This is a genomic window from Azospirillum soli, assembly GCF_017876165.1.
Taxonomy (GTDB): Bacteria; Pseudomonadota; Alphaproteobacteria; order Azospirillales; family Azospirillaceae; genus Azospirillum; species Azospirillum soli.
The window spans coordinates 1-14,881 of the sequence record NZ_JAGINQ010000031.1 but is presented as its reverse complement, the minus strand read 5'-3'; the positions used below and the strand labels follow the sequence as shown (position 1 = coordinate 14,881).

Here is a 14,881-nt window from a genome sequence, read left to right as displayed (position 1 = left end):
TTGCAGGGAATGGTCGGCCGCACGGCATCCATAATCAAAGTTGCAGATTTCAACCGGTCCCGGATTGCCGGGCAATTGTTCGCCGCATTGATGGCCTCCACCGCGCTCGGCGCCACGCTGACGGCGATGCCCGCCGCGGCCCAGCAGAGCGCACCGGTGGACCGTCCGGCAGCTTTCTCCCTGCCCGCACAGCCGTTGCGCAGCGCGATCGACGCCTTCAGCCGGCAGACCGGCTGGCAGATCGGCTATCCCGGCACGCTGGCCGATGGCCGGACCTCCCGCCCGGTCAACGGAACCATGGCGCCGGCCCAGGCGCTGGAGACCCTGCTGGCCGGCACCGGGGTCACCTATCGCCTGACCGGTCCGGCCACCGCCACACTGGCCCCGGCCCCCGCCCCATCCGCCTCGGGTGACGCGGTCGTGCTGAGCCCGGTGTCCGTGTCGGCGGCTGCCTCCGCGCCGACCGGTCCGGCCCAAATCATCATCACCAAGGAGGATTTGGAACGGAAGAACCCCCAGAACCTCCGCGATGTCTTCGTCGGTGAGCCGGCGGTGCGCGTCGGCAGCTCCGTCCCCATGTCGCAGAAGGTCTACGTCGACGGGTTGGAAGAGACCAACCTGTCGGTCAGCATCGATGGCAGCCGGCAGAACAACAAAGTCTTCCACCACAACGGCACCACCCTGATCGACCCGGCCTTTCTGAAGACCGCCCGCGTCGATGCCGGCGTCGCCCCCGCCGACGCGGGACCGGGGGCGCTGGCCGGCTCCATCGCCTATGAGACCAAGGACGCCCGCGACTTCCTGGCCGGTGACGGGCTCGGCGCCTTCGTCAAGTCCAGCTTCGCTACCAACGGGTCCGTCTTCACCAACAGCGTGGCCGGCTACGGCCGCCACCAGGGGCTGGAGGGGCTGGGCTATTTCACCTACGCCAAGGGCGGTCGCTTCAAGGACGGCGTCGGCCGCAAGGTCGAGGGGACCGAGACCGACCTGAAGAGCGGCCTCGGCAAGTTCGCCTACGAGACCGACACCGGCCACCGCTTCCAGGCCAGCTACGAGCGGGTCTACGACGACGCGCCGCGCCCGTTCCGCGCCAACATCGGCTTCATCTCCGGCCGGCCGCCCTGGGAACCGAGGGTGCGCGACTACACGATGGATCGCCAGAACCTCGTCTTCACCTACACCGACAGCCAGCCGACCGACCTGTGGAACCCCAAGCTGCTGGTCGCCTACGGCCGCACCGACATCGAGGCGCCGATCTTCACCCGCCCGGTGGGAGCCAGCACGGTTCCCGGCAGCTATCCCGGCAAGGGGGCGACCAGCTCGTTCAACGGCAAGCTTGAGAACGCCTTCACCATCGGAATGGGCACCATCACCGCCGGCACCGACTTCTACGTCGATCGCGCCAACTACGAAGACCGGACCATGACGGCGGTGGAAAAAGCCCGCAACGCCGGCCTTTACGGTCAGGCGCGGCTGACCCCGGTCGAGCGGGTGCGGCTGTCCTTCGGCATGCGCGCCGACCAGCAATGGTTCGAGGGCACTTCCGGCGAGGAATGGACCAACAGCGGCATCAGCCACAACGTCTCCGGCGAGGTGGATGTGTGGCCCGAGTATCTGACCGCGAAGGCCGGCTATTCGCGGGGCTGGGGCGGCGTCCAGCTGGCCGAGAATTACGTCATGAACCCGGCCTGGCGGTATGGCGCCGGTCCGCAGCCGGCAACCGCCGACAACCTGACCGCCGGGCTGGTCGGCCGCTACCAGGGCTTCACCGCCGAGGGCCGCGTCTTCCGCACCGAGCTGGACGACGTCCGCGCCCCGCGCTTCGCCGTCGGCAGCGGCACCCTGACCCGCGACGTCAAGTCGAAGGGCTATGAGGTCGGCATCGGCTACGCCTGGGACACCGGCTTCGTCCGCGCCAAGTACGCCGACATCGACGTGACCATCGACGGGCTCCCCGCCGATTCCGACACCGGCACCTACCTCGCCACCCCGATGGGCCGCGTCTACACGTTCGGCGGCGCCCAAACCATCCCGGCATGGGAGCTGACCTTCGGCGCCGACGTGGAGATCGTGCTGGATTACGACAAGGTGCAGGCCGGCCAGCAGCCGCTGAAGGGCTACGAGACGGTCCACCTCTTCGTCGAGCACCGGATTCCGCAGTACTCCAACCTGACCCTGCGCGTCGACGTCCGCAATCTGCTCGACGAGACCTACGCCGACCGCGCCACCTACGGGCAGGAATTCGGGACCGTTACCCCGCTTTATCAGCCGGGCCGGACCTTCCTGCTGACCGCGTCGGCGAAGTTCTGACCCCCGCACCGCGAACGGGAGCCCCCTCATGTTCCAATCAACCGCCCATTTCGAGACGGAGCATGGCAAGCGCTATGCCACGCAGCTCTGCCGCCACTTCGCCCACAAGATCGAAACGGAGGAGATGGAAGAAGGCGGGGAGTGCCGATTTTCCATCGGCACCGCCCGGCTGCGGGCGGCTCCCGACCGACTGACCATCGAGGCCAGCGCGCCCACCGCCGAGGAACTGGTCGAGCTTCAGTCGGTGGTCGAGAGCCACCTGCTGCGCTTCGCCTTCCGCGAGGGTGGCGGACGGCTCGATTGGCGGCGGCTCGATCGGGTGGCGTGAGGCCAGCCTTCGCCATGCCTTGCCCGAAGTCCTTCAGGATCGGCACATGATGCGTTCCACCCAACAGATCGCCGAGCACGCCACCTTTCAGAACTTCGCCAACTGCTATTGGCGGGAGATCGACGCCGGCCGGACCACCCGGCACGGTGCGGAGGCGGAACCCGGCGTCGAGTGCGTCGAATGGCTGCTGCCGTCGCAGCGGACCGCGCTGAGGGCCGAGATCGTCTCGCGCTCGCTGTGCGGCCCCTGCGGCTTCGGGCGGATTTGGAAACGCGCCCTGCCCGACGAGCCCTGGCAGCCGACCGAACCTTTCACCGCGCTGTGCTGTCTGGCCGGCGAGAGCTATCGCCGGATGGAGGGCAAGGGCGCCCGATCCGACCTGCGCGGCAGCGAATTGGAACTGCTGCTGCGCGTCCTGCAAAGCTACCAGTCGGTCCACCGTTACCTCGACGCGGCACAGGCGGCCAACGGTGAGGAGGACGATTTCATCGCCGCCGAACAGTCGCTGGTCTTCGGCCATTGGCTGCACCCGACGCCCAAGAGCCTTCAGGGCATGACCCCCTGGCAGCAGCCGGTCTACGCGCCGGAACTTGGCGGGCGGTTCCGTCTGCGCTGGTTCGCCGCCCCGGCGGCGAAGATCAGCCACCGGTCCGCCTTCCGCCAGTCGGCCCCGGAGATGATCACCGCGATCCTGGGTGACGGGGGCGCCACCTTCGCCCCGAAAGCCGACGAGCTTCTGATCCCGATGCACCCGCTCCAGGCCGACGCGCTGGCGCTCGACCCGGTGGTGCAGGCGATGCTGGAGCGCGGCGCGTTGCGGGCGCTGGGCGCCGCCGGGCCGGAGTTCACCGCTACCTCCTCGGTGCGGACGGTCTACAGCCCGGACAGCCCGTGGATGCTGAAATTTTCGCTGCCGGTGCGCATCACAAACTCGATCCGCGTCAACCGGCGGCACGAGCTGGACGCCGGCGTCATCATGGCCAAGCTGATCGGCGCCGTCGGCCCGACGCTGGGGCAACGCCTCGGCTTCGTACTCGATCCCGCCTACATCACACTGAATTCCTGCGACGGCAGCGAGAGCGGATTCGAGGTGATCATCCGCGAGAATCCCTTCTCCGCCGGCCGCCAGCGCGGTGTCGTGACCATCGCGGCGCTGGCCGCCGATCCGCTGCCCGGCCGCCCATCCCGGCTGGACCGGATCGTGCGCCGCGCCGCGACGGAACGGGGTGTGCGCGTCGACGAGGCGGCGCGGGCTTGGTTCGAGGCCTATCTGGACTGCGCGCTGGACCCGGTGCTGCGCCTCTACGACACCCACGGCATCGCGCTGGAGGCGCACCAGCAGAACGGGCTGCTCGACATCCGGGACAGCATGCCCGCCCGTTTCCTCTACCGCGACAACCAGGGCTTCTACCTGTCCAACTCCTACCGTGATTCGCTGCGCCGGCTGATCCCGGAAGCCGACAACATCCGCTCCCTCTATTACGACGAGGAGGAGATCAACCGCCGCTTCTCCTACTACGTCATCGTGAACCAGATCTTCTCGGTCATCGCCCGCATGGGCAAGGACCGGCTGGCTGCTGAAGAGGACCTGCTGCGCACCCTGCGCGCCCGGCTGGAGCGGCTGGCCTCGTCGCTGGCGCGGGCCGGGCGGCGCTTCGCCGAAGAGGTTCTGGACAGCCCGACCATCGGCGCCAAGCAGAACCTGACCGTCCGGCTGCTGGACATCGACGAGCTTCAGACCGGCAGCGAGGCCGACCTTTACGCCCATTGGCCCAATCCCCTGTGCCGGAATCCCCTGTGCCGGACCGGCGGCGTTTCGGGGACCGAGGGGGGACGCCATGCCCTTTCCTCGTGACCTGCCCGGCCGCCCCGACGAGCGGGTGGTCCGCCAGCTTGCCGCCGCCCTGCTGTTCGAAGGGATCGTCGAGCTGGCCGTGACCGGGGGCGAGCGCTTCTCCTGGCGCTCGGGCGGTCGGGAATTCCGTTGCCTAGGAACCCTCGGGCCGTTCGGCCGTCCGCGGCTCCAGCCGGGATCGGTCGAGATGCGCGGCGAGGATGGTTCCTGGCGGGCCGCCACCCTCGCCGCGATGGTCGCCGGCCTGGACGCGCCGGATCCGCACAAGACCGGATTGCTGGCGGAATTGGAGCGCACCGTCTCGCTCTGCCGCTGGAACGCCACCAACCTGCCGGCCAACCCGCGCCACGGCCTGTCCTTCGCCGAACTGGAAGGCCGGCTGGAGGAGGGGCACCCCTATCATCCCTGCTTCAAGGCGCGACTGGGCTTCGACGAGGCCGACCATGCCGCCTTCGGGCCGGAGGTCGGGCAGCGCTTCCAGCTGGTTTGGCTGCTGGTTGCCCGCTCCTGCCTGCATCAGGCGATCCCCGGCGACGAGGAGGCGTTCTGGCGCGCCGAACTCGGTCCCGCCGCCTGGGAGGTGGTGCGCCGCCGCCGGGACGAACTGGGCCTGTCCGACAAGGACTACGGCCTCCTGCCTCTGCATCCCTGGCAATGGTGGTCGCTGCGGGAGGGGGACGCCGCGCCCTGGCTGGCTCCCTGGCTCGCCGATCGGCGGGCGGTCTGCCTGGGGCCGCTGGGCGACCACTACCGAGCCAGCCAGTCGCTGCGCACGGTGATGAACGCCGACGACCCGCGCAAGGCCGACGTCAAGCTGGCTCTGAACGTCATCAACACCGCGTCCCGCCGAATCATCGAACCGCATTCGGTGTGCACCGGCCCCGCGATCTCCGGCTGGCTGACCGCCGTGGTGGAGGGCGATCCGGACTTCCGCGAGACCTATCCGCTGACCCTGCTGCCGGAATATGCCGGCGTCATCGCCGACCGTGACGGCCCCTTGGCCGGGCAGCTGGCTGCGCTGTGGCGGCGGAGCGTGCATTCGACGCTGGACGAGGGCGAATCCGCGATCCCCTTCAACCTGCTGATGGTGACGGAGGCGGACGGCAACCCCTTCCTGGCGCCCTGGGTGGAGCGCTATGGGCTGCTGCCCTGGCTGGACCGGCTGCTGGAGGTGGCGGTTCTGCCGGTCTGGCATCTGCTGGTCCGCCACGGCATTGCGGTGGAGGCGCACGGGCAGAACATGATTCTGGTCCACCGCGACGGCTGGCCGGTGCGGCTGATCCTGCGCGACTTCCACGACAGCGTGGAGTACGCGCCGGACTTCCTGGCCGACGCCACCCACCTGCCGGACTTCCCCGGTCTGCATCCCGCCTACCGCGACGCGCCGCCCGACCGGTACTACTGGGCAAGCGGGGTGGACGCGCTCCGCGAGCTGGCCATGGACACCCTGTTCGTCTTCAACCTGACCGACATGTCCGACCTGCTGGCGCTCAAGCACGGCATGCCGGAGGAGGTGTTCTGGCGGCGCGTCCATGAGCTGCTGGAAGCTCACGCCCGCCGCCACGGGCTGGAGGAGCGGCACCGCCGCGTCGGCCATGCCGCCCCGGAGATCCTCACCGAATCCCTGCTGCGGGGAAAGCTGCTCCGCGCGCGGGAGGAGATCCACCACACGGTTCCCAACATTTTTGCGCGTTTCGCGCAACAACCCGCGCCCGGAGGCTTCCGATGATCCGGATCGACGACCGACATTATTCCAGGGTGGAGGTCGAGGCTCTGACCGCCGGCCACGCCGGGCAGGCCCGCCTGTCCGACCGGCCCGGCGCCCGCTTCGCCGTCTGCTTCGCCAGCACCATCGATTGGCTCGCCCTGTTCTTCGCCATCCGCGCGGCGGGCGGCAGCCTGCTGCCGTTGCATCCCTCCACCCCAGTCGAGGCGGCGCGGCGGCTGGCGCGGGAGGCCAGCTGCCATGCGCTCTACCACAACAGCCTGAAGCCGGAGGAGATCGCCCCCCGTCCGGCCACTCCCGCACCCGGTCAGCTGCTGCAAATGAGTTCCGGGACCACCGGCGCGCCCAAATGCATCGCGCGGAGCTGGACCGAGATCGACCGGGAGATCGAAAGCTACGTCGGTTCCTTTACGGAACCCGCCGGCATGACCCCGGTCATCGCCTGCCCGACTACCCATTCCTACGGGCTGATCAGCGGCTTGCTGGCCGGGCTGCGGCGCGGAGCGGAGCCGGTGATCCTCGACACCACCAACCCGAAGTTCCTGCTGAAGGCGCTGCGGGAGATCGAGCGGCCGCTGCTCTACGCCTCCCCGGTTATCCTGCACACGCTGGCCCGGCTGATGCCCGAGGGGGAGCGCATCCACGCGGCCATGACCTCCGGCACCCTGCTGCCGGAACCCTGGTTCGAGCGCATCCGCGGCAAGACCGTTCACCTGTTCCAACAGTACGGCTGCTCGGAAGCCGGCTGCATCGCGGTCAATCCCGACATGGCGGCCAGCGCCGACCTGGGCCGCGTGCTGCCCCACCACCGCCTGACCACTGGCACGAGGGAGGCCCCGGCGGAGATCGTGCTGTCGGTTCCCGGCGGCGAAATCCGCACCCGCGATCTGGGATACCGGCGCGACGACGGCATGCTGGTGTTCGTGTCGCGCCTGGACGACACCATCAACGTCGCCGGCCTGAACGTCTATCCGCAGGAGGTGGAGGACGTGGCGATGGCGCTGCCCGGCGTCACCGACGCGGTCGCCTTCCGCCGCACCGACCGCTTCGCCGGCGAACGGGTCGCCCTGCTGTTCTCCGCCGCGCCCGAGGTGACGGAGCCGATGCTGCGCGACTGGTGCCGGAAGAATCTGGCGGACCATCAGCAGCCGGGCGAACTGATCCGCGCCGATGCCTTGCCCCGGATGGCCAACGGCAAGATCAGCCGGCGCGCGGTCGCCACGCGCTATGCGGAGGCCGCACCGTGACCGAGAACGACATCGTCGAAGCCATCCACACCGTCCTGCGCGACCATCTGCAAAACCGTCACTTGGCGGCTTTCGGTCCGCAGGCCCGGCTGAACGAGGATCTGTACCTCGACTCCGTGCTGATGATGGAGTTGTTCCTTCAGCTGGAGCTGTCCTTCGGGCTGGACGCCCCGGACGACCTCATCACCTCGCGCGATCTGTCCACGGTGGCCGACGTGGCGAGCCTGTTCGCCGGCACCAAGCCGGCCGCCGGTGCCGAGGCGCCGCCCCCCGGCAGCGTCCACGGCGAGGAGTATCAGGACATCAAGGTCCACTGCTTCGTCAGCTGTGTCTGCGACGCGCTGAAGCGGGCCGGGATCGACCATCGCCCCTTCTATTTCGGGGTCTGGGACGCCGAGTTCGAGGTCGGGGCCGACTGGGTCCTGCGCTACCACGCTCCCACCGTCAGCCACGATTTCTTCCGCGACTGGTACCGCCGCCTCTACGGAGCGGAGGTGCGGCAATGGTACGATCACGCCCGCGGCAAGGAGGAAAATCTCGCCCTCCTGCTCGATCTGGTGGAGCGGCGGCCGGACACCCTCAGCGTCATGGCGATGGTCGATCTGTTCCACCTGCCGGAGCGGGAGAACAAGTTCAACCAGAACCCCTTCCCGCATTACCTGATGCTGGAAAAAAGCGGCGATCCCGCGACCTTCTTCGTTTCCGACCCCGACTTCCGCTGGGAAGGCGAGATCGAGCGCGAGCGGATCGCCAACGCTTTCCGTCAGCCCAGCGTGGCCGGCGGCTACCTGTTCGACCGGCGCGAGCTGCACCCGGCGCGGCCCGCCGACATCGCCGCCTATTTCGAAGCCTGCTTCCGGGCCGATGCCAACCCGCTGACCGCCGCCGTGCGCGCCATCCTGTCGGCCCACCTGGCCGGGGCGGATGGCCTGCCGGTTGCCAATCTGTCCATTGCCCTGCGCGAAGTTCCGGTGATCGCCATCCGGAAATACGCCTACGAGCACGGCTTTGCGTTCTTCTGGCGGGCGTTGCGCCTGCCCGACGACGGCTTCCTCGCCCACTGCGACGCGATTGAGGAGCTGTTCCAGGGGTTCAAGGCCCTGCACTACGCGATGCTCCGCCTCGCCCAGACCGGCGACGCGGGCCTCGTCCCCGACCTGTTCGAGCGGCTTGACCGGCTCGACCGGCAGGAGACGGCGTTGAAAGGCGACCTTGCCGCCGTCTTCCGCCAATGGCGCGCCGCCGCCGGCCTGACCGCAATTTCTGTCGAGGCAGCGTGATGAAGCTCTCGCTCTGCACCATCACGTTCCGCCACCATCTGGTGTCGCTGGAGGATCTGGCCGTCTGGGCTGCCGGCAACGGCTTCCAGGGGATCGAGCTGTGGGGGGCGCACGCCCGCAACATGGCCGGCACCTCGAACCGCGATGGCGGATGGCTGGCCGAGTTCGGCCTTTCGGTGCCGATGGTCAGCGATTACCTGCCGCTGGACGGCGCCCCCGACACGCTGGTGCGCAAGACGTTGGACCTGTGCCGGCTGGCCCAGCGCTGGGGCGCCCGCAAGATCCGCACCTTCGCCGGCGGCTCCGGCAGCGCGGAGACACCGCCGGAGCGGCAGAGCTTCATCGCGGAGCGGCTGCGCACCCTGTGCGGACTGGCCGCCGACCATGACTTGTCGCTGCTGGTGGAAATCCATCCCGGCACCCTGGCCGACAGCCTGAAAGCCACCCGCGCGCTGATCGCCGCAGTCAATCACCCGGCGCTGAAGGTCAATTTCGACGTGCTGCACGTCTGGGAAGGCGGGGACGACCCCGTGACCGCCCATCGGGCGCTGCGTCCACACATCGGCCATTACCACCTGAAGAACATCCGCGACCGCGCCGACCTGACGGTGTTCGAACCGGCCAACGTCTATGCGGCGGCGGGGCGGCGCGACGGGATGGTGCCACTGTTCGACGGGGCGGTGGACTATCGCCGCTTCCTTTCCGAACTGGCCGGCGATCCGGCGGCGGAAGGCTCGCTGGAGTGGTTCGGCGACGATTGCTACGCGGTTCTGCGGCGGGACCGGGACGGCGTGGCGAAGGCCACGGCTCTCACCGCCGGGAACGCGCGGCCCCTTCGCGCCGCCGGCATGGCGCGGCAATGACGGGAGCGCGAAACAGGATGGACGCAATGGTGTGGTTCGGTCGGCTGGTTGTGGTTGTCGCCCTGTGCTTGCCGGTCCTGCCGGCCGGGGCCGCCGGGATTCCCACGGCCCTGATTGCCACGGCGCTCGGGCCGGTCGAGGTCAAGGGCGTGCCGAAGACGGTCGCGGTGTATGACGTCGCCGCCATCGACACGCTGCTGCACCTCGGCATCACGCCGGCGGGCCGGCCGCAGAAGATCTTCGTCCCGGAGCTTGAGGCGAAAACCAAAGGGGCCGCTCCGGTCGGCACCCTTCAGGACCCCGATCTGGAGGCGTTGAGCATGCTCGGCCCCGATCTGGTCATCATCGGCGGACGATCCTCTCCGCACCTCGACACGGTGCGCCGGGTGGCGCCCGCCATCGACATGACCATCGACGGCAAGGACCTGCTGGCCGACGCCAAGCGCCGCCTGTCGGCCTACGGCCTGCTGTTCAACCGCGAGGTGGAGGCGAAGGCGGCGGAGGTGCGGCTGGATGCCGCCGTCGCCGCCACCCGTGCGGCGGTGGCCGGCCGGGGGCGGGCGCTGATCGTCATGACCAACGGGCCGAAGCTGTCGGCCTATGGGGTCGGTTCCCGCTTCGGCTGGCTGCATTCGGAGCTGGGCATCCCGCCCGCCGTGCCGGACTTGGGGACCGCGCTGCATGGGGAGGTCGTCTCCTTCGAATTCATTCGCAAGGCCAACCCGGACTGGCTGATCGTGCTGGACCGCACCGCCGCCATCGGCGAGACGGGAGCCAGCGCCAAGGCGACGCTGACCAACGATCTGGTGGCGCAGACCACCGCCGGCAGCACCGGCCAGATCGTCTACCTGCCGCCCGCCGACACCTACATCGCGGCCGGCGGCGTGTCGGCCACCCTGCGGGTGCTAGCCCGGCTCGAAGAGCGGTTCCGGGCGGCCCCATGACCATCCTCCCGGCCGTCTCCGTGCGGGCCGCAGCGTTGGGAACGGTCCTGTTCTTCGCGGCACTCTGCGCCGCCAGCCTGTCGGTCGGCGTCTCCGACCTGTCCACCGTGGACGGGACGGAGGCGCTCGACACGCTGTTGATCAGCCGGCTGCCGCGCACGCTGGCAGTGATCCTGGTGGGGGCCGGGTTGGCCATCGCCGGGCTGATCATGCAGACGCTGGCGCGCAACCGCTTCGTCGATCCCGGCATCGGGGGGACCGAGCAGAGCGCGGCCTTCGGCATTCTGCTGGCGACCCTGGTCTGGCCGGCGGCCTCGATCCTGGAGAAGATGGTCGTGGCGACGCTGACGGCCCTCGCCGGGACCGCCGCCTTCCTGCTGCTGGTCCGCCGCCTGCCGCCGACCCAGCCCTATTTGATGCCGCTGTTCGGGCTGATCTACGGCGGTGTGATCTCCGCCGGGGTGACCTTCATCGCGTGGCAGATGGACCTGCTGCAATATCTCGACATCTGGATGAACGGGGACTTCTCCGGCGTCCTGCGCGGGCGGTACGAGCTGCTGTGGCTCGCCGCCCTGCTGGTGGCGCTGGCTTGGTGGTTCGCCGACGCGCTGACCATCGCCTCGCTGGGCAAGGACGCCAGCCTCGGCCTCGGCCTCGACTATGAACGGATGGTGCAGGCCGGGCTGGCGGCGGTCGCGCTGCTGTCGGCCATGACCGTGGTGGTGGTCGGGATGATTCCCTTCGTCGGGCTGATCGTGCCCAACCTAGTCTCCCGCCTGCGCGGCGACAACCTGCGCGGCTCCCTGCCCTGGGTGGCGCTGGGCGGGGCGGGGCTGACGCTGGGCTGTGACGTGCTGGGCCGGCTGCTGCGGTATCCTTATGAAATTCCCATCGGCACCATCCTCGGCACCGTCGGCGCGGCGCTCGCCCTCTGGCTTCTGGCGGAACGGCATGAACGCGGCTGAACGGCGGGTCTGGTTCGCGGCTGGGCTCGCCCTGCTCTGTGCCGCCACCTTCATGACGCTGGGGTTGCGCGGCAATTTCGCCTTCGTGCTGGAGCTGCGGGCGGTCAAGCTGCTGGCGCTGGTCCAAGTGGCGGTGGCGGTGGCGGTCTCCACCGTTCTGCTCCAGACGGTGACGGGGAACCGCATCCTGACGCCTTCGATCATGGGGTTGGACGCGCTCTATCTGCTGGGCCAGACGGTGATGGTCTTCCTGCTGGGTGGCCTCGGCTTCGCCAGCGTCGATCCGCGGATGAAGTTCCTTTGCGCGCTGCTGGCGATGGTCGGCGTCGCCGCGGCGGTCTTCCTGCCGATTCTGCGCCGGCAGGTGCCGCTCTTCCGGATGCTGCTGACCGGGGCGCTGCTGGGGATCCTGTTCCGCAGCCTGACCTCACTGGTGGGACGGCTGATCGACCCCAACGACTTCGCGGTGCTCCAGGGCTCCGGCTACGCCAACTTTTCGGCCGTACGCGGGGATCTTCTGGCCTTGGGCTTGGTGCTGACGGCCGCCGGGGCGGCGGTGGCGTGGCGGCTGCGGCATGTGCTGGACGTGGTGGCGCTCGGCCCGGCGGCGGCCATCGCGCTGGGCATCGATTGGCGCCGCACGGTGACCGGAATCCTGACGCTGGTGGTGACGCTGGTGGCGGTGTCCACCGCGCTGGTCGGGCCGGTGGTCTTCCTCGGCCTGCTGGTGGTGGCGCTGGCCGAGCGGATGACCGGCACCCAACGCCACGCCGTCCTGCTGCCGGCGTCCGCCCTGATCGCGGTCGCGGTGCTGGTCGGCGGCCAAACGGTGTTGCAGCACGGCTTCGGCGGAGCGGGGACGCTGGGGGTGATCGTGGAGTTCGTGGGCGGGACGTTGTTCCTGTTCCTGCTGGCGACGGAGCGAGGGCGATGATCGAAATCGAGGGTGTCAGCCTCAGCCACCGGGGGACGCCGATTCTCCATGAGGTTTCGCTGGCACTGCCCAAAGGCGAGCTGACCGCGCTGATCGGCCCCAACGGAGCCGGCAAGTCCAGCCTGCTGTCGGTGGTCGCCCGGCTTCAGCCCTTGCAGTCGGGGTCCGTCGCGGTGGACGGGCTGCCAGTGGACCGCACCCCCAGCCGCGAGCTTGCCAGGATGCTGACCATCATGCGGCAGGACACCGGCTTTGCCGGCCGCCTGACGGTGCGCGAACTGGTGGGGTTCGGCCGCTTCCCCCACAGCCGGGGCCGCCTGACCGACGAGGATCGGGAGCGTATCGACGAAGCGCTGGCTCTGTTCGACCTGACGGCGCTGGCCGGCCGCGATCTCGGCACCCTGTCGGGCGGGCAGCGGCAGCGCGCCTTCGTTGCCATGGCTTTCTGTCAGGGGACCGATTATCTGCTGCTGGATGAGCCGCTGAACAATCTGGACATGATGTACGCCCGGCAGATGATGCGGCTGCTGCGCAAGGTGGTGGACCGGCGCGGGCGGACGGTGGTGATCGTGCTCCACGACATCAATTACGCCGCCGCCTACGCCGACCGCATCGTCGCCATGAAGGACGGGCGGATCGTTGCCCACGGTCCGCCGAATGACGTCTTGACCGTCGGCCGGCTGGAACAGCTCTACGGATACCGGATGCAGGTACACCGGATCGACGGACGGACGATGATCCGGCATCATGATTGACGGGGCCGGGCCGCAGCAAGCGTGGCCCCTCAGCGTTGGTGCACCGAGGCGGGCGGCCGGTCTCTTGACCAGGCGTGGCGATCAGAACGACGGGGCTGTCCGTCGACGCGGCACGTCAGCCCCTCGTTAATTGCTCCAGCAGCGCCTCCATACACCAACGCCTCTGATCGGCGTTGCCACGAGACTGGAGCAGCGGGTGGAGAACCGGCTGGTGGTGGCCGTCGACGAACTATACCCGGAGCATGCGCTTGGTGCGCTGTTCGCCGATGTCGCCCACCACTTCCCCCTCGTGGAACTGGAACTGCTGTTCCCGCTGATGGAGGACGTCAGCCGCATGGTGCGGGACGGCACGGCCGACCTGGGCGTTATGCGGCGGCAGGAGAAGCTGCCGGTAGAGTTGGGCTTCCGGACCATCGGGCGGGTGCCGTTGACGCTTGTCCGCGGGCGCGACCACTCCCTTGCTAAGGATCGGGTCGAAGATCAGTGCCTCCCTTTTGTCCGTCAGAAGGGGCGGGTTTCGGCGACACGTGGCCCCAGTCGCAGCCCTGGGGCGCCATCCCCTTTCGCTACGCGACCCCAGATCGCCAGTTGGAAATGTCATCTTCGTTGGCGCAGCCGTAATGCTGCTCCAGCCAGTCGACTGCAAATGCGGTGATAGCGGCGGCCTCAACCATCGTGCTGGCGGCCTCCCCGATGGTCCCTTGCACGCCATGCCCCGCCGCGAGGAACTCGGCGACGATGGTGGCGAAATAGTCGTCGTCAGGGCCGGGCACGACCGGAACGGACGTTTCGAATTCCTCGATCATTCGCCACTGGGTGCCGGCCGCCGTGGCGAATGGCACCTCGCAACGGCGGATGCGCTTTCCCGGAACACGGGAGAGATGCTCGGCATGGTGAAGCAAGGTCATCGTGTCGAGTGGCGCGCCCACCATCAGGACCTTGCCTCCGGCGGCCACCAGCTTTGCCAACGGCGAGCCGGGGCCGTACCCATAGTCCAGCGGATGATCGGCTGTGATCCACTCCGCTCTCGCGCCGATCGCGGCCATGGATGCGCCTGGGTTGCCGCTTCTTCGAGCGCCCGGCCAGGTGCGAATGAATTCGGCCAGCACACCGTTGTCCCGCGCAGCCCGTGAAGACGCTGGATCGAACGGTGGCACATGGGCTCGCCATTCCTCGGCGACACGTCCGTCGCGATCCAGAAGCCCATCGTAGCGCGCGTCCCAATCCGTATAGGCGAGGATCGTGCCATCCGGGCCTGAGGCGTCTAGGAGCGCTCCGATCAAGGCGTCGGGACCATTCAGAAGTGGCCCAACCCGGCTCATCGCCGCGTGGACCACGACGATGTCTCCTGGGCCAATGCCCAAATGCTCGGCATCTTCGCGCAACGAGGCGCGTGTCCGAAAGAAGGCAATATTCGACATGGGCTCCACACTTGCAGCGCCTAAACAGCATCCAGGCATGATTGGAAGCTGACAACCATGGGACGGCTTTTCAAGTCGACTTCCCGCAAGGAGTGTCCCCTTTCACCACACATCCTAATCGGCGGATGTCGCCCTTTCCCGGGCGGTGGGATCGTCCACTTTTCGCCGATATCGTTGAAAAAGTCGGGTGCTGATCGAGTGCTGCTGCGCCGATTGTAAGGGCCGAACGGGCAGAGGCCCCCCTCATACCGGC

At 68.6% G+C, this 14,881-nt stretch carries 13 protein-coding genes; 12 read left to right on the top strand and 1 reads right to left on the bottom strand.

From position 1 onward, the window contains the following. Positions 1 to 75 precede the first annotated feature (75 nt). The 12 genes from J2852_RS28155 (at position 76) to J2852_RS32445 (ending at position 13,862) form a co-directional block, all read left to right on the top strand. The gene (locus J2852_RS28155; RefSeq protein WP_246500045.1) at positions 76 to 2,310 is read left to right on the top strand and encodes a TonB-dependent receptor; all 2,235 of its coding nucleotides are present in this window, start codon (positions 76 to 78) and stop codon (positions 2,308 to 2,310) included. A 28-nt stretch (positions 2,311 to 2,338) separates the two neighbouring features. After that, the gene (locus J2852_RS28150; RefSeq protein WP_209882103.1) at positions 2,339 to 2,638 is read left to right on the top strand and encodes a DUF2218 domain-containing protein; all 300 of its coding nucleotides are present in this window, start codon (positions 2,339 to 2,341) and stop codon (positions 2,636 to 2,638) included. A gap of 46 nt (positions 2,639 to 2,684) precedes the next feature. Further along, a complete protein-coding gene (locus tag J2852_RS28145; RefSeq protein WP_246500044.1) occupies positions 2,685 to 4,493 on the top strand; it encodes an IucA/IucC family protein in 1,809 nt (602 codons plus the stop codon). Next, positions 4,477 to 6,222, top strand: a complete 1,746-nt coding sequence (locus J2852_RS28140; protein ID WP_211112368.1) for an IucA/IucC family protein — start codon at positions 4,477 to 4,479, stop codon at positions 6,220 to 6,222. Before J2852_RS28145 ends, J2852_RS28140 begins: the two co-directional genes overlap by 17 nt. Beyond that, positions 6,219 to 7,466 (top strand): AMP-binding protein, encoded by a 1,248-nt coding sequence (locus J2852_RS28135; RefSeq protein WP_209882102.1) that lies wholly within the window; start codon positions 6,219 to 6,221, stop codon positions 7,464 to 7,466. The genes J2852_RS28140 and J2852_RS28135 overlap by 4 nt, the downstream gene beginning before the upstream one ends. Further along, a complete protein-coding gene (locus J2852_RS28130) occupies positions 7,463 to 8,746 on the top strand; it encodes a DUF6005 family protein (protein WP_209882100.1) in 1,284 nt (427 codons plus the stop codon). Before J2852_RS28135 ends, J2852_RS28130 begins: the two co-directional genes overlap by 4 nt. Continuing rightward, on the top strand, positions 8,746 to 9,609 hold the full coding sequence (locus tag J2852_RS28125) for a sugar phosphate isomerase/epimerase family protein (protein ID WP_209882099.1): 864 nt from the start codon (positions 8,746 to 8,748) through the stop codon (positions 9,607 to 9,609). The genes J2852_RS28130 and J2852_RS28125 overlap by 1 nt, the downstream gene beginning before the upstream one ends. A gap of 17 nt (positions 9,610 to 9,626) precedes the next feature. Continuing rightward, positions 9,627 to 10,553: a siderophore ABC transporter substrate-binding protein gene (locus J2852_RS28120; RefSeq protein ID WP_209882097.1), complete on the top strand. Its 927-nt coding sequence runs from the start codon at positions 9,627 to 9,629 to the stop codon at positions 10,551 to 10,553. Continuing rightward, positions 10,550 to 11,518: an ABC transporter permease gene (locus tag J2852_RS28115; protein ID WP_209882095.1), complete on the top strand. Its 969-nt coding sequence runs from the start codon at positions 10,550 to 10,552 to the stop codon at positions 11,516 to 11,518. Before J2852_RS28120 ends, J2852_RS28115 begins: the two co-directional genes overlap by 4 nt. Then, complete coding sequence (locus tag J2852_RS28110; protein WP_209882093.1) at positions 11,505 to 12,452, top strand: iron chelate uptake ABC transporter family permease subunit; 948 nt, start codon at positions 11,505 to 11,507, stop codon at positions 12,450 to 12,452. The genes J2852_RS28115 and J2852_RS28110 overlap by 14 nt, the downstream gene beginning before the upstream one ends. Then, positions 12,449 to 13,207, top strand: coding sequence for an iron ABC transporter ATP-binding protein (locus J2852_RS28105; protein WP_209882092.1), 759 nt, complete (start codon positions 12,449 to 12,451; stop codon positions 13,205 to 13,207). Before J2852_RS28110 ends, J2852_RS28105 begins: the two co-directional genes overlap by 4 nt. Positions 13,208 to 13,403: 196 nt before the next feature. Continuing rightward, the gene (locus J2852_RS32445; RefSeq protein WP_425514407.1) at positions 13,404 to 13,862 is read left to right on the top strand and encodes a LysR substrate-binding domain-containing protein; all 459 of its coding nucleotides are present in this window, start codon (positions 13,404 to 13,406) and stop codon (positions 13,860 to 13,862) included. On the opposite strand, the gene aac(3) is transcribed toward J2852_RS32445, so the two are convergent. After that, entirely contained in the window at positions 13,774 to 14,628 is an 855-nt protein-coding gene (gene aac(3) / locus J2852_RS28095) for an aminoglycoside 3-N-acetyltransferase (protein WP_209882087.1), read from the bottom strand. The two genes, J2852_RS32445 and aac(3), sit on opposite strands and share 89 nt — an antisense overlap. Between the last annotated feature and the right edge of the window lie 253 nt (positions 14,629 to 14,881).

Excerpts from the sequence above, each read along its gene's own strand:
- J2852_RS28150 (WP_209882103.1), top strand. The coding sequence starts at position 2,339 with ATGTTCCAATCAACCGCCCATTTCGAGACGGAGCATGGCAAGCGCTAT.
- J2852_RS28145 (WP_246500044.1), top strand. The coding sequence starts at position 2,685 with ATGATGCGTTCCACCCAACAGATCGCCGAGCACGCCACCTTTCAGAAC.
- J2852_RS28140 (WP_211112368.1), top strand. The coding sequence starts at position 4,477 with ATGCCCTTTCCTCGTGACCTGCCCGGCCGCCCCGACGAGCGGGTGGTC.
- J2852_RS28135 (WP_209882102.1), top strand. The coding sequence starts at position 6,219 with ATGATCCGGATCGACGACCGACATTATTCCAGGGTGGAGGTCGAGGCT.
- J2852_RS28125 (WP_209882099.1), top strand. The coding sequence starts at position 8,746 with ATGAAGCTCTCGCTCTGCACCATCACGTTCCGCCACCATCTGGTGTCG.
- J2852_RS28120 (WP_209882097.1), top strand. The coding sequence starts at position 9,627 with ATGGACGCAATGGTGTGGTTCGGTCGGCTGGTTGTGGTTGTCGCCCTG.
- J2852_RS28115 (WP_209882095.1), top strand. The coding sequence starts at position 10,550 with ATGACCATCCTCCCGGCCGTCTCCGTGCGGGCCGCAGCGTTGGGAACG.
- J2852_RS28110 (WP_209882093.1), top strand. The coding sequence starts at position 11,505 with ATGAACGCGGCTGAACGGCGGGTCTGGTTCGCGGCTGGGCTCGCCCTG.
- J2852_RS28105 (WP_209882092.1), top strand. The coding sequence starts at position 12,449 with ATGATCGAAATCGAGGGTGTCAGCCTCAGCCACCGGGGGACGCCGATT.